Source organism: Amycolatopsis sp. NPDC026612 (assembly GCF_040638285.1).
In the GTDB taxonomy this organism is placed as follows: domain Bacteria; phylum Actinomycetota; class Actinomycetes; order Mycobacteriales; family Pseudonocardiaceae; genus Amycolatopsis.
In genome coordinates this window covers 92,848-116,948 of sequence record NZ_JBEZYB010000020.1, presented here as the reverse complement: position 1 = coordinate 116,948, position 24,101 = coordinate 92,848, and the positions used below count along the sequence as shown (strand labels likewise).

Annotated in this window: 25 protein-coding genes and 1 tRNA gene; 11 read left to right on the top strand and 15 right to left on the bottom strand. The window is 71.5% G+C overall.

The window, feature by feature from the left end:
• Positions 1-76: 76 nt before the first annotated feature.
• Entirely contained in the window at positions 77-1,591 is a 1,515-nt protein-coding gene (locus AB0F15_RS20585) for a HAMP domain-containing sensor histidine kinase (protein ID WP_360272333.1), read from the bottom strand.
• On the bottom strand, positions 1,569-2,318 hold the full coding sequence (locus AB0F15_RS20580) for a response regulator transcription factor (protein ID WP_360272331.1): 750 nt from the start codon (positions 2,316-2,318) through the stop codon (positions 1,569-1,571). Before AB0F15_RS20580 ends, AB0F15_RS20585 begins: the two co-directional genes overlap by 23 nt.
• Positions 2,319-2,487: 169 nt before the next feature.
• On the opposite strand from AB0F15_RS20580, the gene AB0F15_RS20575 reads away from it, so the two are divergent.
• Positions 2,488-3,096 (top strand): hypothetical protein, encoded by a 609-nt coding sequence (locus AB0F15_RS20575; RefSeq protein ID WP_360272328.1) that lies wholly within the window; start codon positions 2,488-2,490, stop codon positions 3,094-3,096.
• Positions 3,097-3,152: 56 nt separating this feature from the next.
• Here AB0F15_RS20575 and AB0F15_RS20570 read toward each other — a convergent pair whose 3' ends face one another.
• A complete protein-coding gene (locus AB0F15_RS20570) occupies positions 3,153-3,830 on the bottom strand; it encodes a response regulator transcription factor (protein WP_360272326.1) in 678 nt (225 codons plus the stop codon).
• Positions 3,827-4,981: a histidine kinase gene (locus AB0F15_RS20565; RefSeq protein ID WP_360272323.1), complete on the bottom strand. Its 1,155-nt coding sequence runs from the start codon at positions 4,979-4,981 to the stop codon at positions 3,827-3,829. Before AB0F15_RS20565 ends, AB0F15_RS20570 begins: the two co-directional genes overlap by 4 nt.
• A 90-nt stretch (positions 4,982-5,071) precedes the next feature.
• Between AB0F15_RS20565 and AB0F15_RS20560 the strand changes: the two genes are divergently transcribed.
• Positions 5,072-5,269, top strand: coding sequence for a hypothetical protein (locus AB0F15_RS20560; RefSeq protein WP_360272321.1), 198 nt, complete (start codon positions 5,072-5,074; stop codon positions 5,267-5,269).
• Here the strand turns inward: AB0F15_RS20560 and AB0F15_RS20555 are convergent.
• A complete protein-coding gene (locus AB0F15_RS20555; protein ID WP_360272318.1) occupies positions 5,259-5,705 on the bottom strand; it encodes a nitroreductase family deazaflavin-dependent oxidoreductase in 447 nt (148 codons plus the stop codon). The two genes, AB0F15_RS20560 and AB0F15_RS20555, sit on opposite strands and share 11 nt — an antisense overlap.
• Positions 5,706-5,832: 127 nt before the next feature.
• Between AB0F15_RS20555 and AB0F15_RS20550 the strand changes: the two genes are divergently transcribed.
• Together AB0F15_RS20550 and AB0F15_RS20545 are read left to right on the top strand one after the other, a co-directional pair.
• On the top strand, positions 5,833-6,504 hold the full coding sequence (locus AB0F15_RS20550; protein WP_360272316.1) for a TetR/AcrR family transcriptional regulator: 672 nt from the start codon (positions 5,833-5,835) through the stop codon (positions 6,502-6,504).
• 37 nt (positions 6,505-6,541) lie between these two features.
• Positions 6,542-8,062: a 3-hydroxyacyl-CoA dehydrogenase gene (locus AB0F15_RS20545; RefSeq protein WP_360272313.1), complete on the top strand. Its 1,521-nt coding sequence runs from the start codon at positions 6,542-6,544 to the stop codon at positions 8,060-8,062.
• Here AB0F15_RS20545 and AB0F15_RS20540 read toward each other — a convergent pair.
• The 3 genes from AB0F15_RS20540 to AB0F15_RS20530 form a co-directional block, all read right to left on the bottom strand.
• Entirely contained in the window at positions 8,055-8,612 is a 558-nt protein-coding gene (locus AB0F15_RS20540) for a L,D-transpeptidase family protein (RefSeq protein ID WP_360272310.1), read from the bottom strand. The two genes, AB0F15_RS20545 and AB0F15_RS20540, sit on opposite strands and share 8 nt — an antisense overlap.
• A 164-nt stretch (positions 8,613-8,776) precedes the next feature.
• On the bottom strand, positions 8,777-11,731 hold the full coding sequence (locus tag AB0F15_RS20535) for a PQQ-dependent sugar dehydrogenase (RefSeq protein WP_360272307.1): 2,955 nt from the start codon (positions 11,729-11,731) through the stop codon (positions 8,777-8,779).
• Between the two features lie 162 nt (positions 11,732-11,893).
• The gene (locus AB0F15_RS20530; protein ID WP_360272305.1) at positions 11,894-12,556 is read right to left on the bottom strand and encodes a L,D-transpeptidase; all 663 of its coding nucleotides are present in this window, start codon (positions 12,554-12,556) and stop codon (positions 11,894-11,896) included.
• Between the two features lie 226 nt (positions 12,557-12,782).
• On the opposite strand from AB0F15_RS20530, the gene AB0F15_RS20525 reads away from it, so the two are divergent.
• Entirely contained in the window at positions 12,783-13,289 is a 507-nt protein-coding gene (locus AB0F15_RS20525; protein WP_360272302.1) for a hypothetical protein, read from the top strand.
• On the opposite strand, the gene AB0F15_RS20520 is transcribed toward AB0F15_RS20525, so the two are convergent.
• Positions 13,279-14,169, bottom strand: coding sequence for a serine/threonine-protein kinase (locus tag AB0F15_RS20520; RefSeq protein WP_360272299.1), 891 nt, complete (start codon positions 14,167-14,169; stop codon positions 13,279-13,281). The two genes, AB0F15_RS20525 and AB0F15_RS20520, sit on opposite strands and share 11 nt — an antisense overlap.
• A gap of 15 nt (positions 14,170-14,184) precedes the next feature.
• Positions 14,185-15,882 (bottom strand): N-6 DNA methylase, encoded by a 1,698-nt coding sequence (locus AB0F15_RS20515; RefSeq protein WP_360272296.1) that lies wholly within the window; start codon positions 15,880-15,882, stop codon positions 14,185-14,187.
• Between the two features lie 77 nt (positions 15,883-15,959).
• Between AB0F15_RS20515 and AB0F15_RS20510 the strand changes: the two genes are divergently transcribed.
• From AB0F15_RS20510 to AB0F15_RS20485, 6 genes are all read left to right on the top strand, one after another.
• Positions 15,960-16,703, top strand: coding sequence for a protein phosphatase 2C domain-containing protein (locus tag AB0F15_RS20510; RefSeq protein ID WP_360272293.1), 744 nt, complete (start codon positions 15,960-15,962; stop codon positions 16,701-16,703).
• Positions 16,704-16,762: 59 nt separating this feature from the next.
• Positions 16,763-16,847: transfer RNA gene (locus tag AB0F15_RS20505), tRNA-Ser, on the top strand.
• Between the two features lie 526 nt (positions 16,848-17,373).
• Positions 17,374-17,634 (top strand): hypothetical protein, encoded by a 261-nt coding sequence (locus AB0F15_RS20500; protein WP_003056176.1) that lies wholly within the window; start codon positions 17,374-17,376, stop codon positions 17,632-17,634.
• Between the two features lie 4 nt (positions 17,635-17,638).
• Positions 17,639-17,884, top strand: a complete 246-nt coding sequence (locus tag AB0F15_RS20495; RefSeq protein ID WP_003056173.1) for a hypothetical protein — start codon at positions 17,639-17,641, stop codon at positions 17,882-17,884.
• 35 nt (positions 17,885-17,919) lie between these two features.
• Positions 17,920-20,649: an FtsK/SpoIIIE domain-containing protein gene (locus tag AB0F15_RS20490; protein WP_360272284.1), complete on the top strand. Its 2,730-nt coding sequence runs from the start codon at positions 17,920-17,922 to the stop codon at positions 20,647-20,649.
• On the top strand, positions 20,646-21,053 hold the full coding sequence (locus AB0F15_RS20485) for a hypothetical protein (RefSeq protein ID WP_360272282.1): 408 nt from the start codon (positions 20,646-20,648) through the stop codon (positions 21,051-21,053). The genes AB0F15_RS20490 and AB0F15_RS20485 overlap by 4 nt, the downstream gene beginning before the upstream one ends.
• Here the strand turns inward: AB0F15_RS20485 and AB0F15_RS20480 are convergent.
• Genes AB0F15_RS20480 through AB0F15_RS20460 form a run of 5 tightly spaced genes read right to left on the bottom strand, consistent with a single transcriptional unit; the run spans position 21,050 to position 24,030 of the window.
• A complete protein-coding gene (locus tag AB0F15_RS20480; RefSeq protein WP_360272279.1) occupies positions 21,050-21,421 on the bottom strand; it encodes a YbaB/EbfC family nucleoid-associated protein in 372 nt (123 codons plus the stop codon). The genes AB0F15_RS20485 and AB0F15_RS20480 overlap by 4 nt on opposite strands.
• A complete protein-coding gene (locus AB0F15_RS20475; RefSeq protein ID WP_360272276.1) occupies positions 21,418-21,774 on the bottom strand; it encodes a hypothetical protein in 357 nt (118 codons plus the stop codon). Before AB0F15_RS20475 ends, AB0F15_RS20480 begins: the two co-directional genes overlap by 4 nt.
• Entirely contained in the window at positions 21,771-22,343 is a 573-nt protein-coding gene (locus tag AB0F15_RS20470; RefSeq protein ID WP_360272273.1) for a hypothetical protein, read from the bottom strand. The genes AB0F15_RS20475 and AB0F15_RS20470 overlap by 4 nt, the downstream gene beginning before the upstream one ends.
• A complete protein-coding gene (locus tag AB0F15_RS20465) occupies positions 22,343-23,557 on the bottom strand; it encodes a putative T7SS-secreted protein (RefSeq protein WP_360272270.1) in 1,215 nt (404 codons plus the stop codon). Before AB0F15_RS20465 ends, AB0F15_RS20470 begins: the two co-directional genes overlap by 1 nt.
• Positions 23,554-24,030, bottom strand: coding sequence for a hypothetical protein (locus AB0F15_RS20460; RefSeq protein WP_360272267.1), 477 nt, complete (start codon positions 24,028-24,030; stop codon positions 23,554-23,556). The genes AB0F15_RS20465 and AB0F15_RS20460 overlap by 4 nt, the downstream gene beginning before the upstream one ends.
• Between the last annotated feature and the right edge of the window lie 71 nt (positions 24,031-24,101).

Here is a 24,101-nt window from a genome sequence, read left to right as displayed (position 1 = left end):
TCACCGTGTCGGCGCCGCATGTGGTGAACTTGTGCCGAAGCTGTGGGTCAGCTGTGCATCGGTCCCGATCGGGTGCTCAGGCCGGAGCCGGGGCCGCCGGGAAGGTGATCTCGAACTCCGTCCGGCCCGGACGGCTGGTGACGCCGACCCGGCCGTCGTGCGCCGCCACCACCGCGGCCACGATCGCCAGGCCGAGCCCGGTGCTCCCCGCCGCGCGCGAGCGCGAATTGTCGCCGCGGGCGAACCGCTCGAAGATGTCCGGGAGGATCTCCGGGGGGATGCCGGGGCCGTCGTCGGCCACCCGGAGCCGGACCATGCCGTCCGAAGTGGACAGTGTGGTCGTCACCGTGGTGCCCGGCGGCGTGTGCGTGCGCGCGTTGGCCAGCACGTTGATCACCACCTGGTGCAGCTGACCCGCGTCCCCGAGGACGCCGATCGGCTCGCCGGGGACGTCCATCAGCCACTTGTGGTCCGGGCCCGCGACGTGCGCGTCCGCGACCGCGTCGGCCACCAGCCGGCACAGGTCCGCCCACTCGTGGACCACCGGCCGCCCGGAGTCGAGCCGGGCGAGCAGCAGCAGGTCCTCGACCAGCGTCGTCATCCGGCGCGACTCGGACTCGACGCGGCTCATGGCGAAGGCGACGTCCGGGGGCACCTGTTCGCCGCCGCCGCGGCGGGTCAGCTCCGCGTAACCGCGGATCGCCGCCAGCGGCGTCCGCAGTTCGTGGCTCGCGTCCGCGACGAACTGGCGGACGCGGTTTTCACTCGCGTGCCGCGCGGTCAGCGCGTTCGCGACGTGCTGCAGCATCCGGTTCAGGGCCGAACCGACCTTGCCGACCTCGGTGTTCGGATCGGTGTCGGCCTCCGGAACGCGTTCCGACAGCGCGACTTCGCCGCGGTCCAGCGGCAGCTCGGAGACGCGCGTCGCGGTCGCGGCCAGCCGGTCGAGCGGCTGCATCGTGCGCCGGATCGTCGCCGCCCCGACCGCGCCCGCCACCAGGATCCCGGCGAGCGCGACCCCGCCGAGGATGAACCCGAGCTGCCAGAGCGTCTCGTTGACGTCCTTCAGCGGCAGGCCGATCACCGTTTTTTCCCGGCGCGACGTCGTCGAAACGACGCGGTACTCACCCAAGCTGCCACCGAGGTCGATGCTGCGCTGCTTCCCGTCCGACGGCAGCGCGAGCAGGGCGAGCACCTGCTCGTCCGGAATGTCCTTGAACGGCGCCTTGCCCTTCGACGCCACGGCCGCGCTCGAGTCGAGCACCCCGGCCGAGGCCTTCGTCCCGATCAGGACCACCGCGAGCGTGCCCTCGCCCTGGCCGAGCACGCGCAACGGGTCCGGTGGCGGCGCTTCGCCGTAGGTCCAGGGCGGCGGCCGGTCCCCGCCGTGGCGGGCGCGGTCGCTCGCCGCGGCCAGCCGCTGATCCTGCTGGCCGACGAGGAACTCGCTCAGCGCGAACTCCGTGACCACGCCGACGACCACGCACACCAGGGCGAGCAGCGCGGCGAGCTGGACGATCAGCCGCCGCCGCAGCGACCACGGCCGCCGGGCCCGCGACCGCCGCCGCTCAGCCCGCTGGCTTGAGGACATACCCGGCGCCCCGCATGGTGTGGATCATCGGCTCGCGGTCGGCGTCGATCTTCTTGCGCAGGTAGGAGATGTAGAGCTCGACGATGTTGGCCTGGCCGCCGAAGTCGTAGCTCCACACGCGGTCCAGGATCTGCGCCTTCGACAGCACGCGCTTCGGGTTGCGCATGAGGTAGCGCAGCAGCTCGAACTCGGTCGCGGTCAGCGGTACGAGGTCGCCGCCGCGGTGCACCTCGCGGCTGTCCTCGTCCAGGGTGAGGTCGCCGACGACCAGCGTCGACCCGCTCGTGCCGGTCACCCCGCCCGCCCGGCGCAGCAGCGCGCGCAGGCGCAGCGCCACCTCTTCGAGGCTGAACGGCTTGGTGACGTAGTCGTCGCCGCCGGCGGTGAGCCCGGCGATGCGGTCCTCGACCGCGTCCTTCGCCGTCAGGAACAGCACCGGCAGGTGGGGCGCCTCGGACCGCATCCGCCGCAGCACCTCGATGCCGCTGAAGTCGGGGAGCATGACGTCGAGGACGACGGCGTCCGGGCGGAAGTCGCGCGCGATCCGGACCGCCTCCGTGCCGTCGCCCGCGCTGCGCACCTCCCAGCCCTCCATCCGCAGGGCCATCGACACGAGCTCGGCCAGCGTCGCCTCGTCGTCGACGACGAGGACCCGCACGGGGCTCCCGTCGGCGCGGCGCAGGTCGGCCTTGCCAGGGCCCGGTGACGTGGCGTTCATAGCGGTCATAGTGCCACCTTCCCGGCTCGGCGTCGGTGTTCGCTGTGCGGCCGCTGTGCATTTCCTGTGAAGGTTCGCGCGTTCGAGGCACAGCGCCCGCTGACGCTCCGCACAGCTCAAACACAGCCACGGCGGTGAACCTGATCGAGACCAGTGTGGGCACCACCGGAGGGACACGATGACGACCCCGAACACCCCGCCCGAGGGCGGCCCGGCTCCCGCCAGCTGGGGCGACCCGGCCCCGGCCGCCGCACCCAAGAAGGGCTGGTCCGGCAAGAAGACGGCGATCGCGGCCGGCATCGCCGTGGTGATCGCGGCGGGCGGCGGCGCGGCGATCTGGGCCGGCACCAGCAGCGCCGACAACACCGCACAGGGCCCCGGCGGCTTCGGCGGCCCCGGTGGCGGCCAGTTCCGCGGCCAGGGCGTGCCGGGCGGCGGCTTCGGCGGCGGCATGGCGGCGCTGCGTGAAGCGCTGCACGGCGACTTCGTCGTGGCGAACGGCAGCGGCGGCTACACGACCGAGCGCCTGCAGACCGGCGACGTCACCGAGCTGAGCGCCACGTCGGTGACGCTGACCAGCAAGGACGGCTACAAGCAGACGTACACGATCGACACGTCGACCCAGAAAACGGGCGATGTGAAGACCGGCGACACGAACGTGACGGTGGTGGCCAAGGTCGAAGGCCAGACAGCGACGGCGACGTCCCTCGGCCAGGGCTTGGAGCAGGGCCAGCGCCAGCCGGGCCAGCGCCGCAACGGCGGCTACCCGGCCCGCCCGACGAGCTGATCCACGCTCCCACCACCGCCCCTCGACCAGGGAACGCCCCAGTGCCGCGAACCCCCTCACGTCGCATCGGGGCGTTCCCTGCCTTCCGGGACGAGCTTGTGGCGGTAGGCGTAGACGACGGCGTGCACGCGGTCGGGCAGCCCGAGCTTGCTCAGCACCCGCGACACGTGCGTTTTGACGGTCTCCTCGCCGACGTGCAGCTTCCGCGCGATCTCGGCGTTGCTGCAGGCGCCGGCGAGCAGCAGGAGCACCTCGCGTTCGCGGGAGGTCAGCCGGGCCAGCTCGGGTGGTTCGGCGGCCGGGGGTTCCAGCACCGCCGCGAACTTCGCCACCAGCCGCCGCGTCACCGACGGGTCGATCAGCGCGTCCCCGCGGGCCGCCACGCGCATCGCCGCGAGCAGCTCCTCCGGCGCCAGGCTCTTCAGCAGGAACCCGCTCGCCCCGGCCCGCAGCGCGCGGTAGACGTACTCGTCGGCGTCGTAGGTGGTGAGCACGAGGACGCGGGTGTCGTTGCCCGGCGCGGCCAGGATCGCCTCGGTCGCGGCGAGGCCGTCGAGGCGGGGCATCCGGACGTCGAGGACCGCGACGTCCGGGCGCAGGCGCGCGGTCTCGGCGACGGCCTCGCGGCCGTCGGACGCCTCACCGACGCAGGTGAAGTCGGGCTGGGTGTCGAGCAGCGCGCGCATCCCGGACCGGAACATCGCGTGGTCGTCGGCCAGCAGGACGCGGATCATGTGCTCTCCACCGGGAAGGTCGTGCGCAGCTGCCAGAGTTCGCCGGTCTCGCCGTAGGAGACCTGGCCGCCGAACAGCGTGACGCGCTGGCGGATCCCCGCCAGGCCGCGGTGCGCGTGCTCGCCCTTGGCCGTCCGGTTCGCGTGCAGGCCGTTGGTCACCGTCAGCACGATTTCGGTGCGGCCGTGGTTCAGCTCGACCTCGACCGGGCCCCGGCCGTGGCGCAGCGCGTTGGTCAGGGCTTCCTGGGCGATCCGGTAGAGCGCGACGTCGAGCGAGCCCGGCAGTTCGCGGGGTTCGCCGCGCAGCGTCAGCCGGGTCGGCAGGCCGGCCGCGCGGACGGTCTCGACCAGCTCCCCGAGGTTGTCCAGGCCGGGCTGTTCGGCGTTGGTTTCCGCGTGCAGGAGGTCGAGCAGCCGGCGCAGGTCGGCCATCGCCGAGCGGCTCGCCGACTCGACCGCGCCGAGTGACTTCCGCACCGGCGAGTCGCCGGCGGGCAGCCCGAGCCGGGCCGCGCCCGCGTGCACGCCGATCGCGCTGACGTGGTGGGAGATGACGTCGTGCAGGTCGCGCGCGATCGTCGTGCGTTCTTCGGTGACGGCCCGGCGCACGGCCTCTTCTTCGTGCTGGCGGCGTTCGTCGGCTTCGCGTTCGAGGTCGGCGATGTAGGCCCGCCGGGCCGTCGTGTACCGGCCGACCAGCCACGGCAGGAGCGCGGAGACGCTGACGCTGACGGCGATCAGCCGCCAGTCGCCCGCCGTCCGGCCGCCGCCTTCGAGGCAGCCGGCGGTGACCCCGGCGAGCAGGGCGCCGAGCGCGAGCACCGCGGGCCTGGGCCGCAGCCACGCCCCGGCCCGGTAGCCGGCGATGAGGATCCCGGCGTTGTTGCCGATGACGTACCCCTGGCAGGTGCAGAGGAGCAGCGGCGCGCCGGCGAAGAGGACGGCGTGGGCGAGCGCGACCCACCCGGAGTACCGCGCGGCCCCGGCGAGGGCCGCGTTGACGGCCACCCCGCCGAGCAGCACGACCCAGGCCCGCCATCCGGCCTCCCCGATCGGCGCGCGAATCCCGAAGAGCGCGGCGTCGCAGACGACACAGACGAGCGCGACCAGCAGCGACTGCCGTCGCAGCGACCCCCTGATGTCCTGCACACCGCAACTGTGCCCTAACCGGGCCGACAGCGTGCCCGGATCGGGCCGGCGGCGATAGTCCCGGGCGAGCGGCGTGCCTAGACTGGGCGGATGAGGCGCTGGATCACCTTCGCGGTCGGGGTCGTGCTCGTGCTCGTCGGCGCCGTCTGGGTGCTGCAGGGGGTCGGCGTCATCACCGGCAGCTTCATGACCGGCCAGAAGCTGTGGTTCCTCATCGGGCTCGTCGCGTTCCTGGTCGGTGTGGTCCTGATCGCGGCCAATCTCACGCGGCGCAAACCTACTTCGTGAAGATCTCGAAGACCGGGTAGCCCGGCGCGATCTCGCTCAGCTTTGCGTCCGAGGCCTTGGCGTCGACACCGTCGAAGAACACGCCGACCTCGAACTTCCAGCGCTTGAGGTACACGCGGAGGATGCCCGGCTTCTCGTCGTGGGCCAGCTCGCGGAAGGTGAACGTCTCGACGCGGCGCCCCACGCGCAGGGTGCCCTGACCTGCCGCACGCAGGTTGCGCACCCACTGCGTCTCGCCGCGCGGGGCGACGAGGTACTCGACGCCGTCGATGGTCAGCAGGTTGACCGGGACCGACCGCGGCTCCCCGCTCTTGCGGCCGACGACGGTCAGCACCCGGCTGCCCAGGACGCTCACGCCCAGCTTGGTCAGCTTCGCGACCACCACGTTGAAGAGGTCGGTGGACTTGGCGGGCTTGATGTAGCGGGCCTCGGTCATGGTGTCCTCCGGAGTTCTGGGAGAGCAGTGCTCTCGGTTAAGAGCAGTGAACACCCCTGCTCCACTCACTGTCAAGAGCACTGCTCTCTATTTTGTGCGCTGCTCTCGCTCGTGGCACACTGACGCCATGACCGCGACTCGCACGGCGCGCGAACGTGCCCGCGCCGAACTGACCCAGGAGATCAAGGACGAGGCCCGCCGCCAGCTCGGCGAGGTCGGCGCACACGGGCTTTCCCTCCGCGCGGTGGCGCGGGAGCTGGGCATGGTGTCGTCCGCCCTGTACCGGTACTTCCCGAGCCGCGACCGGCTGCTGACCGCCCTGATCGTCGATGCCTACAACGCGATCGGCGAGGCGGCCGAGAAGGCGGACCCGGGGCAGGGTCCACCACGGGAGCGGTGGCTGGCGATCTGGCAGGGAACTCGCGACTGGGCGCGCGCGCACCCCCACGAGTACGCGCTGATCTACGGCTCGCCGATCCCCGGGTACGCGGCGCCGCAGGACACCGTCGTGCCGGCCGCGCGGGTGGCGCTCGCCCTGGTCAAGGTGCTCACGCACACCGAGCTGCGGGACATCGACGGCGAAGTGGCGCCCGAGCTGCGCGCCCAGGCCGAGACGCTCACGAAGGTCCTCGGGATCATCGCCGGCCCCGAAACCGTGGCCCGGCTGCTCATGGCGTGGACCCAGCTGTTCGGCGCGATCAGCTTCGACCTGTTCGGCCAGTACGTCGGCAGCGTCGACCCGGCCGACTCGTTCTTCGCCCACTCGGCGAGGCGGATGGCGGAGTTCGTCGGCCTCTAGGCTGGGGCGGGAGTCCAACGGCGGAAGGCGGCACGACGTGACGGGGTGGGCCGGGAAGGTCGGCAGGATCCGGGTGATCGGCACCGGGGTGATGGGCCGCGGAATCGTCCAGCTGGCCGCGACCGCGGGGGTGACCGTCGAGCTGGCCGACGTCCGGCGCGAGGCCGTCGCCGAGGCCATCGCGTACGTCGGCGGGATGGTGGACAAGCTGGCGGCCAAGGGCAAGCTGAGCGAAGACCCAGAAGCGGTCAAGGCCCGGCTGGTACCGGTGGACGCGCCCGACGCCGCGGCGGACGGCGTCGACCTCGTCATCGAAGCGGTGCGGGAGGACCTGGCGACGAAACGCGCCCTGTTCGCCGGTCTCGAGCGCGTCTGTCCGCAGGAGACGGTGTTCGCGACGAACACGAGTTCGCTGTCGGTCACCGAGATCGCCGCTGAACTGGCCGATCCCCGGCGGCTCGTCGGCCTGCACTTCTTCAACCCGGTGCCGCTGATGCGGCTGGTCGAGGTCGTGCCGGGCGCGCGCACGCACGACTGGCTGCCCGGCCAGGCGCTCGAGCTGGTCCGCGGCTGGGGCCACGAGCCGGTGCTCGCGAAGGACGCGCCCGGCTTCCTGGTCAACCACGCCGGCCGCGGCCTGAACACCGAGGCGCTGCAGATCCTCACCGAGGCGCTGGCCGAGCCCGCCGACGTCGACCGCATCGCCCGTGACGTCCTCGGCCTGAAGCTCGGCCCGTTCGAGCTGCTCGACCTCACCGGCCTCGACGTCTCGCACGCCGTGCTGGAGAGCATCTGGAGCGGCTTCCACGGCGACCCGCGGCTGCGGCCGTCCTGGCTGACCCGGCCGCGCGTCGCCGCCGGGTTGTTCGGGCGCAAGAACGGCGAAGGCTTCTACTCCTACGCGGACGGCCGGGCGCAGTTCGCCGACGAGCCGACGGCCCCGCCGAAGCCCTCGAGCCCGGTGTTCACCGCGGACGAGCCGCTGGCGCACGTGCTTTCGTCCGCGGGCGTGCACGTGGTGTCCGACGCCTACCCGGACGCGGTGCTGCTCGTCCCGCTCTACGGTGAGTCCACTGTGGACGCCGCCGTCCGCGCCGGGCTGCCGCCGGACCGCGTGGCGGGCGTGGACCCCCTCGGCGGCTACGAACGCCGTCTGACGATGTCGGTGCACCCCGGCCTCGACCCGGCGGCGGCCCGGGCCGCCTGGGGCGCGCTGGCCGCGACCGGCCGCCCGGTGACGGTCGTCCGTGACGGGCCCGCCCCGATCGCGCAGCGCCTGCTGGCGTCGATCGTCAACACGGCGTGTTTCATCGCGGGCCAGCACCTGGCCACGCCGTCGGACATCGACACGGCGGTCCGCCTCGGCCTCGGCTACCCGCGCGGCCCGCTGGCCTGGGGCGACCTCGTCGGCGGCGACGTGGTGCTGCGCATCCTGCGCGGCCTGACCGCGGCCACCGGCGACCCCCGCTACCGGCCGAGCCCGTGGCTCACCGAGCGCGTGACCCTCGGCCTGCCGTTGACAGCGGCCGGGACGACGCCGGCGGGTCTGCTCAACTGACGACCTGGACCTCGTCGCCCTTCGTCAGGGAGGTGTAGAACTTCAGCGACGCCGCGTTCGAGAGGTGCACGCAGCCGTTGGAGTACCTGCTGAGGCTGCCCTCGTGGAACGCGACGCCGTTGTAGAAGAACACCGAGTTCGGCATCTCCGCGTTGTCGAACTCGTGGCTGAGGTGCATCTTTTCCTTGTAGAGCACCTGCCACGTGCCCAGCGGCGTCGTGCTGCCCTTCTTGCCGGGCATGATCTTCACCGGGCCGTAGACGATCTTGCCCTCGTCGAGCAACCAGGCCTGTTTGTCCGAAAGGGACACACAGGCCTTCGCGGTGATCTTGCACGGCACCCCGGCCGCCATCACGGGCTTCGCCGGAGCCGGTTTCGTCTTGGCCGGCGCCGAAGCCGGGGCAGACGTCTCCGGGGCAGACGCCTCCGGGGAGGCGGACGGCGTGCCGGCCGCCAGCCGGACATCCGCGGTCCCGCCCGCCGAACAAGCGGTCAGCACGGCCGCCGCGACCAAAGTGGACAGAACAGCCAGAACGCGCCGGACGCGCATGTGGTCCCCCAGGACTTCGTGTTTCCGCTTTCTGCCCACCAAGACGTGCGGATCGGCCCGGGGTTGGGCGGGCGGGGAAAATCTTCGTGCCGCGAAACGGCGCAGGCCGCCTCCGGGTCCCGGAGACGGCCTGCGCCGGCTTGTTCAGTGCGTCCGGTCGCCCGTCACCAGGGGTAGTCCCGGGCCCCCGTGGCGTTGGTGTACGTGATGTAGCCGCCTTCGAAGTCGCTGCGGTACATCCCGTTGGTCACGTACTCGTCGGTCTTCGGGTAGTGGAGGTAGGAGTACTCCCACCCCATCGCCGCCCACTTCTTCCGGATCTCGCCCTTGACCATGTGCGCACCGGTGGTCGTCGTGTAGTAGATCGAGCCGCCGATGGTGAAGTGGTTGTAGCGGCCGCGGCCGTCCGGCGTGCCGAGCTCGTCGGTCGTCGGGTAGCCGAGACCACGCTCGAAGTCGAGCGCCGCCCACTTCCGCCAGATCTCACCGTAGATCGCGTGCGCACCCGTCGCCGCCGTGTAGTAGATCGACCTGGTGGTGTTGCCGTTCTTGATGAAGTGGTTGTAGCGAGCCACCCCGTCCGGCGTCCCGAGCTCGTCGGTCATCGGGTAACCGAGACCACGCTCGAAGTCGAGCGCCGCCCACTTCTTCCGGATCTCACCGTAAATGGCGTGCGCACCCGTCGCCGTCGTGTAGTAGATCGACCCGACGTTGCCGTTGTTGACGAAGTGGTTGTACCGGGCGAGACCGTCCGGGGTGCCGAGCTCGTCGGTCGTGGGGTAGCCGAGACCACGCTCGAAGTCGAGCGCCGCCCACTTCTTCCGGATCTCACCGTAGATCGCGTGGGCACCCGTCGCCATCGTGTAGTAGATCGACCCCACGTTGCCGTTGTTGACGAAGTCGTTGTGCTGGGCCACGCCGTCCGGGCTCGTCGTGGTGTCGGACGTCGGCGGGCCGAGCACGCTGTGCCCGCCGGACGCGAGGTACTTGTCCAGCACCGGGCCGGTGACGTACTGGGTGCCGGTCGCGGCGCTCCAGTACAGCCGGCCGTTCGCGTAGACCCGGTAGTGGACCGAACCGTCGGTGACCTCGGCCGCCGTCGGCGCCCCGAGCTTCGCCCGCAAGTCCGGGTCGGCGTCGTAGCGCTGGTCGATCGGGGTCGCGTAGTTCGCCGTCAGAGTCAGGTCGGCCGTGCCGACGGTGATGACCCACTTGGTGTCCCCCGGACCGTCCTGCCAGCCGGCGAACTTCGAGACACCGTCGATGGCCAGCGGCGCGGCCTCGACGTCGAAGCTGGCGCCTTCGGTGACCGTGGCCGAGTTGACCCCGCCCTCCACCGGGATGCTCAGCGCCGCGGGCTGCGTGCCGAGCAGGGTGATCCGGTGCTGCCGCGGCAGCGCGGTGTAGGTCTTCGACGTGCTGACGCCCGCGCTGTCGGTCACCGTCGCGGTGAACTCCATCCGCGAGTCCGGGTGTTCGGTGAACGGCTGTGAGAAGCTCGCCCCGGTCCCGCCGATGCCCGGGTGGGCGTGGCAGGTCGCTTCGCTCGGGCAATGCCGCACCGCCGTGGTCCAGGTGACCGGCAGCACGCCGTCCTCGGCGTCGGTCGCGGTGGCGCTCACCGCGACCTCCTGCTTCACCGCGAACGTCGCCGTGGTCCCGGGCGAGGTCAGCGTGAGCTCCGGGGTGTGGTTGCCGGGCGCGACCGCGATGGTGGTGTCGCCGGTCAGCCCCAGCGGATCCCGGACCGTCAGCTTCGCGGTGAACGACTCGGTGCCCGCCGCGTAGGCGTGCGACACCGTGGGGCCGGCATTGGCGGCGGTGGTCCCGTCCCCGAAGTCCCAGTCGTACTTCAGCGCGTCGTTGTCGTAGTCGACCGAAGCCGAGCCGTCGAACGACACGGTGCGGGTGTCCGGGTTCGTCGACGTCGTGGCCTTCGCCACCGGCGCGGTGTTGTTGGCCGAATAGCTCAGCCGGCGCAGGTTTCCGGACAGGATGTCGGAATAGACGATGTCGCCGTTCGGCGCCGCCGCGAACTTCGTCGGGCCGCCGATGGCGGTGAAGACCGGCGGGTTCTCCGGGGCCTGCGTGAGCTTGCCCTGGTCGTCGTACCGCATCGTCCAGATCTTGTTCGCCACGTAGTCGCCGAAGAAGTACGAGCCGCGGTAGGCCGCCGGGTAGCTGGATCCGCTGTAGACGATGCCGCCGGTGACGCTGTTGCCCGTCATGACGCCTTCGCCGTGCGGGAGCTCGAAGATGGGCGGCTGGTTCGCCACACCCGCGCAGGCCGCGAGGCCGCTGAAGCCGGGAGTCGGGTGGTTGCCCTCCCAGCACGGCCAGCCCTGGTTGGCGCCGCGCTGGACGACGTCGACCTCTTCCCAGTTGCTCCAGCCGACGTCACCGGCGACCGGCAGGCCGAGGTTCGGGTCGATGCTGAACCGGAACGGGTTGCGGAACCCGCGCGCGAACACCTTGCTCGCGGTCGAGCCCGGGTTGGCCGGGTCGTAGTACGGGTTCCCCGGCACACCCTTGCCGTCGGCGGTCAGGTGGAAGATCTTGCCGTACGGCTGGTTGATGTCCAGGGCACGCAACGAGTTCGTGTCCATCTGCCGGAAGTCGCTGTTGTCCCCCATGGACATCCACAGCGTCCCGTCCGCGGCGGCGATGACGCCGTTGATGGCGTGGACGTTGAAGACGCCCGGCACTTCGAACAACGTCTGCTCACCGGTCAGCCCGGCCGGCGCACCGGCCGCGTCCACGGTCACCGTGAACCGCGCCATTCGCATGACGAAGCCACCGGTGATGTTGATCGACCGCGTGAGGTAGATGGCGTGCGACGTCGCGTAGTCCGGCGCTACCGCCAGCCCGACGAGACCGAGGTCCTCGTCGGTGCGGACCGGCAGCGTCGCGATCGTCTTGCCGGCCCCGGTGACCGGCAGCCAGCGGACGCGGCCGTCCTTGCCGGTGGCGAGCACGGAGTTGTCCGGCAGGTAGGCGAAGTCCGTGAGCTGGTACTGCCCCAGTCCGGAATCGGTGTCCCGCAGGACGAACCCCTGCGGGAGTGTTGTTGCCGCCGCCGCCACCCCCGTGGACACGACGGGCAGTAACGCCCCGGTCATGACTGCCGCCACCAGAGCGTGGCGCAGTGCGCGAAGCTTTCCCAAGGCCATGTGGCCCCCCTTCCCAAGCGATCACTTATCGCCGGAAGAGGGGGGCCAGTTGCACTCGGCCGGGTGTTTTTACCCGAATGTGACCTACAGCCCGTAACGGGTCCTGACTCGTTACGGGACAACCTGCACGACGTCACCGATGTGCAGCGTGTTGAAGAACTTCAGGGACGCGCCCGCCGACAGGTGGATGCAGCCGTGCGAGTACACCGAAAGGCTGCCGGTGTGGAAAGCGTCGCCCGGGTAGAAGAACACCGAGTTCGGCATCTCCGCGTTGTCGAATTCCTTCGACAGGTGCACCTTTTCCTTCGACAGCACGTGGAACGTGCCGGTCGGGGTCTCGTTGCCCTTGCGGCCCGGCAGCATCGGCACCGGACCGTAGACGACCTTGCCGCCCTCCAGCAGCCACGCCTTGTGCGCGGAGATGTCGACGCAGGCGGCGGTGCCCGACGCCGCGGCCGCCGCCGCGCACGGGACGTCCGGGTTCGGCGCCGGTTGCGGCTTCGGCGTCGGCTTCGGGGTGGGCTTCGGCTTCGGCTTGGCCGAGGTGCTGGTCGGCGCCGCCTTCGAAGTCGACGTGGGAGTCGGCGTCGGCGTCGCACTGGTGGTGGCGGGCGCGGAGGTCGTGCTGGAGGTCGTCGGCGTCCCGCCGCCCGTACCCGCGGCGGCGACGGCGCCACCGCCCGCGTTCGGGCCTGCGGCCGAGCCCCCGCCGGAGCAGGCGGCCAGCACGAACGCAGTGGCCAGCGCGGCCGCTCCCGCCAAGAGCCTTTTCACGATCCGGTACCCCCAGCTGTGTCGATCATCGCGTTTGGACATCGATAAAGACGGCGGTCACCCGGTCGAGGTTCGTCCCCGAAGGTCACGATTGGGTAGCTGCTCACCCTCCGCTCCACCCGCGGGTGGAGTCCGGGATCCACCCGGGCCCGATCCGCGGGCCGACGAAACCGGGCCGCCGGTCGCCGAAACTGGCTGCACCTTCGAACCAAGGGGAGCCCCGGAAATGCCCAGCGCCGCGAACGTCCTGCTCTACGCCGCCATCGCCGGCCTCGTCCTGTACAGGGTCGTCTACCAGCAGATCCGCGGCACGCTGCTCACGCGCAAGGCGCTGGTCACGATGCCGCTGCTGCTCGTCGCGGTCGGCGGCTACCTCACGCTGAAAGCGCTGCCCGGCGCGTCCGCGGCCGAACTGGGCCTGCTCGGTGCCGACCTGCTGGTGCTCGCCGGGCTCGGCGTCCTGCGCAGCACCACGACCACTCTCACCGAGCGCGACGGCACGACGTTCCAGAAGGGGTCGGCGGTCACGATCGGGCTGTGGGTGCTGACCGTCGCGGTCCGGATCGGTGTGGTGGCGCTGGGTACCGCACTCGGTGTCGCGGGGGCACTGACCTCGGCGTCGATCGCCCTCGCCCTCGGCATCAGCATCGCGGTGCAGAACGCGACGACCTACCGGCGCATCCGGCGCCGCGGCCTGCCGCTCGCCGGCCGGCGCCCGGCGCTCAGCCGCTGACGCGCCCCAGCATGCGCGCGTACATCCGGCCCGGGCTGGGCACCGACGCCGGTACCAGGAACCCCGGAAGCGGCGGCAGCCCGCCGACGAACGCGCCGAGCTGCTCGTACAGCGCGGCGGCACCGGCCGGGCGGGCTTCCGGGTCCTTCGCCAGCATCTCGGCGAGCAGCGTGTTGAGCGGCTTCGGGACGCCCGCCACCGGCGGCGGCAGTTCCTTGACCTGCCGCTCGAACACCGCGTACGCCGTGGGCCCGTCGAAGAGCCGCCGCCCGGTGAGCATCTCGTGCAGCACGCACCCCAGCGCGTAGAGGTCGCTCCGCGGTTCGGCACCGCCCCGCTGGATCTGCTCGGGAGCCATGTACGACGGCGTCCCGAGCAGCTGCCCGGCCCGCGTGAACTGCGCCGCGTCGGCTTCCCGGAGCACGGCCAGCCCGAAGTCCATCACCTTCACACCGCCGTCGGGCCCCAGCATCAGGTTGGACGGCTTGAGGTCGCGGTGGCAGACCGCCAGCGCGTGGGCGGCGGTCAGCACCGCGCACGCCTGCGCCGCGATCGCCGCGGCCCACGGCACCGGCAGCGGCCCGTGCTCGGCGAGCAGGTCGGCCACGGTCACGCCGTCGACGAACTGCATGACCTGGAACAACCGGTCGTCGTGGGTGCCGTAGTCGTACAGCGTCGGCACGCCGGGGTGGTCGAGCGTCGCCAGGATGCGGGCCTCCCGCGCGAAGCGGGCTTCCAGCTCTTCGTCGCGGCCCGGCAGCCTGAGCAGCTTGATCGCCACGCGCCGGCCCAGCCTGCGGTCGTGCCCGCCGTGCACCGCGCCCATCCCGCCGCGGCCGAGCGGCAGCTCGTCGAGCTCGTAGCGGTCGGCGATCAGCATCCGTTCCCCTCCGGCTCACTGCCCTCCGGGGCGCAGCCGTCCTTCGACGAGTCCGGCAAAGCCTAGCCGGACCAGGTCACGGCCGATTTCGGCCGCCTGTCGCAGGACGTCGTCGAACTCGGCGAGTTTTCCGAAGACCTGGCCGTATTCGCGCTGGACGGCGAGCGGGACGCGCGGGATCCGCACCCGCCTGCCGTCGATCCGGGTGGACGCGGACGTCGCGGGCAGGTCGGCCGCGCGCAGGCAGCCGGCCAGGAAGCCCGCGTCGAGCCGGTCCGCGTCGACCCGGTACACGGTCAGGCCGGCGCCGACCGGCCGAGACGGTCCACTGTGGACATAAGCGATGCCGGTCACCGACGCGACGACGTCCCCCTCCTCGGCGAGCGGGTACTCGGCGTCCACGCGCACCGCCGCGTGCCTGACCTCGACGACACCGGCCTTGACCAGCTCGCCGATCGTCGTGAACGCCGGTTCGGCGTCCGCCGCTTCGAGCGGCGGGAGCTGCGGGGCCAGCTCGGCGAACCGGGCCCGCACGGCCTGGAACGCCTGCCCGGGGTCCTCGTCCCTGGCGCGGCGGTGGGCCGGGGTGAGATCTACGTCGTCGTCGAGCAGATCGATGATCCGGACGCCGGATTCGGGCCGGGCCAGGAAGGCCCGCCAGCTCTCTTCGACGGTGGACAGTTCGTCGCCCGCTTCGCCGAGCAGCACCGTGGACGGCGCACGCTCGCCGGGAGCCGGCCGCCGCAGCAGCCAGAGGTCAGGGCCCGCCGAGGCCAGCGTGACGACCGCGCGGACCGCACCCGCGCGCAGCAGGTTGCCGCGGATGCGCTTGCCGCTGCGCCGGCCGGCCGCCGCGCCGGGCATCAGGATCGCCACCGTGCCACCGGGTTCGACGTGCGCGAGGCAGTGCTGCACCCAGGCGAGCTCGGGTTCGCCGCGCGGGGGAAGGCCGTACTCCCAGCGCTCGTCGCCCACCAGCTCGTCGTGCCCCCACGCGCGTTCGTTGAACGGCGGATCGCACAACACCGCTTCGGCGGCCCGGCCGGCGAAGGCGTCTTCGCGCAGCGCGTCGACCGCGTAGATCTCCGCCTCGATGCCGCGCAACCGCAGCCGCAGGGCCGCGATCGACGCCGTCATCGGATCACTGTCCTGCCCCAGCACGGTTTTCGCGCCGCTCGCCAGCGCGAGCGAGCCGAAGCCGCACGCCGGGTCGAGGATGGTCGTCACCGGGCCGGCGAGCCGGGCCATCAGCTCGGCGATCGGCTCCGGCGTGGCCGACAACCGCCGTGAATGCGCCTCGAAGTACCGGTGGCACAACAGCTCGAACGCTTCGACCGGCCCCGCCTGGTGCGTCATCTCGCTGAGCAGCGTGAGCAGCTCCGGGTCGTCGAGGGCGCTGTCGAAGGTGTCGAAGATGCCGGCCTGGAAGGCGAAGAAGACGCCCGCGCGGCTGACGCGTTCGGCGAGGTCGAGGTCGTCGCCGAGGGCCCGCAAGCGCTGCCACGCGCGTTCGCCGGCGCTCAGCTCGAACTTCTTGCCGCGCGCGGCGAACCAGCCGGCGACGGCGGAAAGGCCGAACAACGGGCTCGACGCCGTGCCGCCGACCGGCTGCGGGAAGTCCGGGTAGCGGCGGCGCCAGTTGCTGACCGCCGCCCGGCCGACCCCGGCGAGCCGCGCGATGTCGGCCGCGCTGACCGTGGCGTCGTCGTCCATGGCGAGGACTCTATCGGAGGATGGTCCCGTCAACCGACCTGCTTGTGAACTCAGTCAACCAATGCTTTCATGGGGGCATGACACACGATCGGTACGTCCTGCGGTACGCCGCCGGGTCGGACGTCGGCAAGCGACGCCGGGTCAACGAGGACGCGGTCTACGCGAGTTCCCGTCTGCTCGCCGTCGCCGACGGCATCGGCGGTCAGCCGCACGGCGAGGTCGCCAGCGCGACGGCGGTCGACGTGCTCCGTGAACTCGAAGTCGACCTGCGACGGGTCGATCTGACGAACGTGGACCTGGCCGCGACCCTGGCCGGCGTGGTCAAGTCGATCGACGAGCGGCTGCACGAAGTGGTTTCCCAGGAGCCGACGACCGACGGCATGGGCACCACGCTGACAGCCCTGCTGTTCGACGGCGCCGAGTTCGCGGCCGCCCACATCGGCGACTCCCGCGGCTACCTCCTGCGCGACGGCGGCCTGCGCCGGCTGACCCGCGACCACACGCTCGTGCAGGCCCTGGTCGAGGACGGCCGCGTCGCCGCGGAGGACGCCGAGTCCCACCCACGGCGTTCGCTGCTGATGAAGGCGTTGCAGACGGCGGGTTCGGGCGACCCGGACATCTGGACGTTCAAGGCGAAGCCCGGCGACCGTTACCTGCTCTGCTCCGACGGGCTGAGCGGCCCGGTCTCCGAAGCCAAGATGCGCGACGTGCTGGCGGCCGGTTCACCACCGGCCGAGGTGGTCCAGGAGCTGATCGACCTGGCCAACGAAGGCGGCGGCCCGGACAACATCACCTGCGTGGTCGCCGACGTCACGGCCTGAAGCCCGCTGCTCAGACCCACCTTCCGGGTCGCTTGAGGCCATCCGGTATCGTCTTCTGCGGAGGATTGGCCGAGCGGCCTAAGGCGCACGCTTGGAAAGCGTGTTGGGTTCACGCCCTCGCAGGTTCGAATCCTGTATCCTCCGCCGCAGTAACCAGGCGAACGCCGGGCAGCCTTCACGGGCGGCCCGGCGTTCGTCGTTTGGCCCCTTCGCCCGCTCGCGCCCGAGCCGCCCGCGTGGACCCACCGTCGGTATGTCCGGGCGCGTTCGCGCGGCACTTTCGGCCGCGGGGAAGATGAAATGCCTTCAGTGCTGCGGAATTCTCGCCCCGTACGAGGAGTTACGAAGAGGGCTGAACGAAGGGCGTTACGCCGGTCGCGCTAGTCTCGTCCTCACCTCGCCCGCCCCTGTCGAGAAAGGCCGGTAGTGGCACGAAAACCGCTCTGACCTGGGGTAGCGCTGGCCAGCGACTTCAGTGTGCGGCATTGGTGGCGGGACAACCCCCGCACAGACCGTAATCGGCCCGGCCCCGGACGTTCCCACGTCCGGGGCCTTGCTGATTCCGGACCCGCGATCACTCGGCAAAGTCTGATGATCACGCTGAGTCGCTGGATCTGTTTCAATGGAATCCGTCCCCGTACGACACCAGAATTCGAGGAGTAGAGGCCCGATGGCCGGAGTCGAAGAGATCCGCGCTGGCATCGCGCTCGCCAACGAGAAGGCGTCCGCGAGCATCGCCGCCCTGCAGCAGGCAGCGCAGTCTCTCGAAGAAGCTCAGCAGTCGCTCGCACAGGCGACCCAAGGGAGCAGCCAGCACGAAGTGAGCCAAGCGCACGGACTGCTGGCGGAGGCTCTGCAGGGCATCAACGGCCTGCAGAGCACCGTCCAAGCCAGCATTTCCTCCGCCGACTCCTACTCGGCGCGTCTCTAGCCGGATGACGCTCGCCGAACTCCACCAGCTGCTCACCGCTGCCGTCACCGGGCTCGCCGACGCGCGAGCCCACTCCGAACGGGCCACAAGCCTGCTCGGGGAAGCCCGGCAAGCTCTCGTGGACGCCCAGGCCAAGGCCGATCCCTGGCTTCCTTCGCAATACGCACAGGCCGGCGAGGGGCTGGACCAGCTCCTCGTCCGGCTGCACGCTGCCGAGGATCTGGTGAGCGGATACCGGTCGCGCCTGTAATCCTTTCTTGGGGACCACTTTTCTTGGGGACGCCGATGGCCAACAAGTCAGCCGAGCAACGCAACCGCGTCGAAACCGCACTCGACCGGGTCCGCCATCAGATCGGACTGGTACTGGGCGCGGCGGCCGGGGCGCGCCAAGCCGCGGAGGCCGATCTCGCCAAACTCCAGCTGGAGCGGGACATCGTCCGCGTCGGCATGAACCACGCCAGCGCCGAGCAGCAGAACGAGTGGTCCCGCCACCCCGCCGCACACGAGGTGTTCGGCGCGCTCGGCAGCGTGCGAACCGCTTTCTACACCGACTGGAGCCAAGGTCCCGCCACGCTGCGGGAGCTGGTCGCGCAGAACGCACCCGGGCCGGCCGGGCTGCCGCCGGGCGACTGGCTCGGCAAGGTCGGGCACAACGCCGGCCTGACGTCGCCCGGCCTGTGGCGCGTCGGCTCCGCGACCGCCGCGGGCGGCGACGCCACCCGCACGTTCGACGTCGCCGTCCCGTTGCTCGACGAGTCGCACCTGGCGATCACGTCGGCGCCGAAGACGCGGCCCACGATCGACGGCATCGTGCAGAACCTGCTGGTCCGCGTGCTCTCGACGTTCGAGCCCGGCGCGGTGCGCGTGCACCTGTGGGACATCGGGCAGCTGACCGCGATCCTGCCCGACCTCTACCCGCTCAGCCACACCAGCGCGCTCTCGCTGTACGACCCGGGACGGCTCGAGGACCTCCTCGACGAGCTGGCCGGGCACATCCGCCGCATCCACGCCAGCTGCATGTCCGCCGGATTCACGTCGCTGCGGGAAATGCGGAACAAGACCGAGCAGCGGGGCGAGCCGTTCCGCGTCGTCGTGCTGTACGGCAACGGCGAAACCCTCGAGCCCGAACGCGCCCGCGACCTCAAGCGCGTCGCGAGCGGCGCGCTGGCCGCCGGCATCTGCCTGATCATGGTGGACGTGCCGACCGCGGTGAGCGCGCCGGTCGAAACGCTGAGCCTGCTCGACGACCGGCACGCGATCAGCAGCATGACCGGCACCGACCTGGTCGTCGACCTCGATCCCGCGATGCCGTCCGCGCAGGTGATCCGCGCGATCGACACGATCGCCAAGGCACTGATCGCCAAGCAGGGCGGCCCGCGGTCGTTCGACGACCTCCTGCCGGCGGAGCTGGGCCAGGAGAACTCGGCGCGGGAACTGCGGGCCCCGGTCGGGTTCTTCGAAGGCGAGCCGGTCGAGGTCGTGATCGGCGACCCGAGCCCGCACGTCCTGATCGGCGGCCCGTCCGGTTCGGGCAAGACGAACTTCCTGTACGCGCTGCTCGGCAGCCTCGCGGCGCGCTACACCCCGGAAGAGCTGGCGCTGTACCTGCTGGACTTCAAGGAAGGTGTCTCGTTCGCCGGTCTGGCGCCGGGCCGGAAGGACGCGAGCTGGCTGCCGCACGCCCGGCTCGTCGGCGTCAACGTCAACACCGACCGCGAGTTCGGCCTGGCGCTGCTGAGGTTTCTGGCCGACGAGCTGCGCCGCCGGTCCGCGGCCGCGAAGGAGCACGAGGTCACGAACCTCGCCGATCTCCGCGAAGCCGACCCGGGCGGGCACTGGCCGCGGATCGTCGCGGTGATCGACGAGTTCCAGTACCTGTTCGCCGGCCGTGACCAGGTGACCGCCACGGCGACGCAGCTGCTGGAGGACATCGCCCGGCGCGGCCGGTCGCAGGGCATCCACCTGGTGCTGGCCAGCCAGGACGTCGCCGGCATCGAGGCGTTCTGGGGCAAGCCGGCGGTGTTCGAGCAGTGCACGCTGCGGATCGCGATGCCGAAGGCGCGGCGCGTGCTGGCCGAAACGAACAACGCGGCGGTGTCGGCGCCGAAGTGGCACGCGGTGATCAACCACGACTCCGGCGTCGCCCACGGCAACCAGCTGGCCCACATCCCGGACGCGAGCAGCAAGAACGTGTTCGTCCGGCTGCAGCACCGGCTGTGGGAGGAGTACGCGGGCCGCTTCCCCCGGCCGCGCCTGTTCGACGGCGCGCATTCGCCGATCCTGGAACAGTTCCCGGCGTACCTCGACCTCAAGCCGACTTCGAAGCCGCGGGCCCTGCTCGGCCAGTCGATCGACGTCACCGAGACGGCGTGCGGCGCCGACCTGCCGCGGGCGCCGGGCCGCAACGTCGCGGTGCTCGGCTCCGCCACCGCCGAGGCACTGTCCATCATGGACTCGTCGGCGCGGTCGCTGTCCCGGCAGTACGAACCCGGCGAAGTCGAGTTCGTGCTGAGCTGCCCGATCGAGGCGTGCGCCCCGGCCGCCCTGGAACTGACCGAGCGGCTGCGCGCGGACGGCCACGCGGCGTCGCTGGTGGACGACCTGACCGGCGTCCTCGAGTCGATGAACGGCTCGATGTCCGGCGGCGCGAAGGTGCTGCTGCTGTACGGGGTGGACGCGGCACTGCCGGTTCTGGAGACGAAGGGCGTCGGCCAGCTGAAAAGCGGGCTCGACCACCTGCGGGTCATCCTGAAGCAGGGACCGGGCCACGGCGTCCACACGATCGGCTGGTGGCGCAGCATCGCCCGGCTCAAGGACACCCTGGGGTTCGGCGGCACCGACGACATCGGCACTTGGGCGGCGCTCGACGTCCAGGGCAACGAGCTGTCGCCGTTCGCGGCGGGCCAGGTCGTGCACTGGTCGCCGCGCCCGGGCCGCGCGTTGTTCTTCGACCGCACCACCCACGGCGCGCCCGAAGTGATCATCCCGTTCCAGCGTCCGGAGAACGACCGATGACCGATGACGGTGCCACCGCGGCCATGCGGTACAAGGAGATCATCGCCCTCTCCCGGGGGTCGGCGGACAACCTGCGTGCGTGGGAACGGGCGCGGGCCGAGGCACTGGAAGCCGAGCTCGAGGCGGCCCAGACCGCGATCGAGGTGGCCACCGACCGCGAGGCGAGGGCGGCCGAGCGCGCGACGCGCTGGTGGAAGATGGCGCTGCACAACATCCAGGGCCTGACCTGGCTCCCTCCGGGCGACCACCCGCGCCCGGTCACCACGGCGCGCGCGGCCTACCTGGAGCGGTACCTCGAGGAGGTCAAGCCGAGTTACCAGGAGCTGGTCCAGGCGGTGCTGGCGTTGGGGTGGCGGGCCAAGCGGGCGGCCGCCAAGCGGGGTGAGCAGCCGCCACCGGCCTAGATGTCGAACACGGTGTCGCAGGGATCGTCGTCGGCCGGAGCCGGTCTGCGCGGCCGCGGCGCTTGACGCTGCGCCGGAGACGGCCCGGCCGGTTCCGGCCCTTTCCCGGCGGCGACGGCTTCCCGGACGGCGGCGGTGATGGTGCGGCTGAGCGAGACCGCGTCGAACCGCATGGCCTCGGGCGCGAGCCGCACCTCGCTGACGATCCCACCGGGTCCGGCGAGCACGGTGACGCTCCGATCCGGCGAGACGACGGTCGTGTGGTCACTCCCGGCGATCCCGGCCAGGAGGCGCTGGTTCTCGGCCTTGCGGTGTTCGATCTGCCTGAGCTGCCAGCGCAGTTCCTCGACCAGCTGCGCGTTGTTCATGGTCTCCCCTGCCACGGTCCCGGGCTCCCGGGCGGCGCCTGGGGTGGTACGCGGACGAACTCGTAGAACCTGCTGAAGGCGTGCTCTGTCACGCCGTAGCCCCGGCCGTGCGCGACCCAGCGGAGGTCTGCTTCGGACAAGCCGAATTCCACCGTCCGGATGCAGACCCGGTCCCGGCCGTCGAGCTGTGCGGCCAGGCGGGCCAGCTGCAGTTCACGGCGTTCCCGGCCGCGCGCGATCCGGATGATCCGCACCGTCATCGAAGCTGCGAAGAGACCACCGAGCACGAACAGCATCGGCAGGACGATCAGTGGCGAGAAAGAGTTGCCGGCGCGGGCGGCCAGGTCCGTCATCGCGCTGCCTCCCCGCTGCGGAGGCTCCAGGCCACCTTCGCCGTCGCTTCGGCGACCGCCGGCCAGGCGTCTTCGGACTCCGCGATGACCGACAGGATCACCACGGACCGGCCGTCCGGCAGCGGGATCTGGTACTCCGCCTTGATCTGCGTCCGGACGTCCCCTTCGGGCAGGGGGAATTCGCCACCGCTGATGGCGACGACGGCCGGCCCGATCGGCAGCCGCACCGGCTGCACCACCGCTCGCTTGTGCCGGCCGCGGTACTCCTCGGCCATCGCGGCGACGAGGGCGTCCCGGCTGCCGGGCGCGGTTTCCGGCCAGAGCGCCACGCCGAGCGTCAGGGTGGCCACGTCACCCTTCCGTGGGCCGACGGCGAACTTGCCGAACACGCGGACGCCGTTGGCCTGCATGGCCGGCACCAGGGCCATCAGGTAGCTGCCGAACTGTTCGACGCTGGTCCCGGACGCCACGTTTTCGGCGACCATCCGGGCGTGCCCGCGGTTGAGCTGGTCGTCGGTGCCCACCGGCAGGCCGGCGAAGCCAGGCGGCAGGTCGATTTCGAGAGGCATCAGTTCCACACCTCGTCTTCCGTCCGCTGACGTCGGCGCGCCGGCGCGTTGTCGGCCTGTTCTCCGGCATCGGCCGCGTTTTCCGCCGCCACGATCACCAGCGGAGCAGGCCCGGCGACGAGCGCTGAGCTGGTGACCGCCAGCTGGCCCACGTCCTTCGGGACCCAGTAGTTGAGCAAATCGCCGATCGGCCCCTCGAAGTCCACGCCGATCACCCGGGCGCCGGCGTCGGCCTGGAGCTGGGCACCGACGGCCCCGTAGCCGAGGGCCTTCGCGACCGCCGCGCCGCCCGTCGGCAAGAAGCCGCCGATCAGCGAAGTCCCCGCCCCGATTCCGTCGAAGATCAAGGTTTCCCCGGCGACGTCGGCGCCGGCCAGCTTGGCCGCGGCGTGGCCGGCCAGCGCCGCTATCCCGAACGTGGTCGCCACCGCACCCGCAACCTCCTTGAGCGGATCGGGGAGGAACTCACCGGCCAGGCCAAGGGCATTGCCGATGTCACCCACCACGTCCGAGGTCTTGCCCAGCAGTTCCGCGTGGTCCTGGACGAAGTTCAACGCCTCGTCGACCCCGTCGGCGAGGGTGGCCGACAAGTCGACAAGGGCCCCGCCGACGGCGTCGCCGAGCTTGTCGAGGACGTCCGGCTCGTCCGGGGCCGGCTCCTTGGCCCGCCGCAGCTGCTCGGCGACCCGGGCGGCGGCGTCCGTGTGGTCCTGCTGGAGCTGCTTCGCCGCGTCTTGGACGTTCTGGCAGCCGTCGATGGCCGTCTGGAGCTGCTGGCCCGCGTTGTCCAGGAGACGCTGGGCGATCTGCAGGGACGACTGGTCCGGGAACGTCCGGTTGGCCAGCGCGAGGTCCGGGTTCGCCCGCGCCTGCTCGGCCGCCCGGGCCGCGGCTTCCGCGCGCGCTTCCAGCTCGGCCGCGCGTTTCTGCAGGTCACCGAGGTTCTGCGCCCAGCCTTCGAGCGCGTCGGCGGCGCAGGTCATCGACTTGGCCGCATCGTCGAGGTAGTCCGGCAGCGGACCGAGGCGGCGGGCGAAGGCTTCGCTGGCCTCGCCCTGCCAAACGCCCTGCTTCCGGACGATCCGGCGGAGCGAATCGTCGGCCTCGGCCAGGTCGCCGCCCACGGCGCGGTACTTGCCGGCCAGATCGGTGATGCCGTCGAGGTCGCCGGGCGCCGGGTCGAAGCCCAGGGCCGGGAAGTCGCGGGCGCTCACCGGTCGAGGCCGTTCAGGAGGCCGGTGATGCCGCCGGTCGCGCCGCCGCCGACCGGCCCCTCCCCGCCGGTGACACCACCGCCGACCGGGCCTCCGCCCGGCTGCCCGACCACGGGGTAGTGTCCCCGCGCGCCGCCCGGCTGGCCGCTGTCCGGGAGGTCACCCAGCACCGCCGAGCCGAACTTCCCCAGCTCGCCGCCGAACTGGGCCTCGATCTCCTCGTACTTCCGCTTGGCCGCCTCGAGCCGCTCCGTCACCCCCGAAGCCGCCTCACCCAGCCGGCCGATGCCGAAGCTCCAGGCCTCTTCGAAATCTACTCCGGCCTTGCCCAGCTCCGTCGTGCCCAGCGAGCCGAACGCCCCACCGCCGCCGAGCTTCTTGTTCGCGTCGGCCATCCTGCCCGCCGCCGTGCCGAGGTCGTCGATGAGCTTGCCCAGCTCGTCGACCTTCACCGCATACCCGTGCCCGTCCACGCCACCCTCCCCTTGTGGTCCCGTCCACCGTAAGACGGCCGTCGACGCTCCGCGGTTTCGTCGTCACCCAA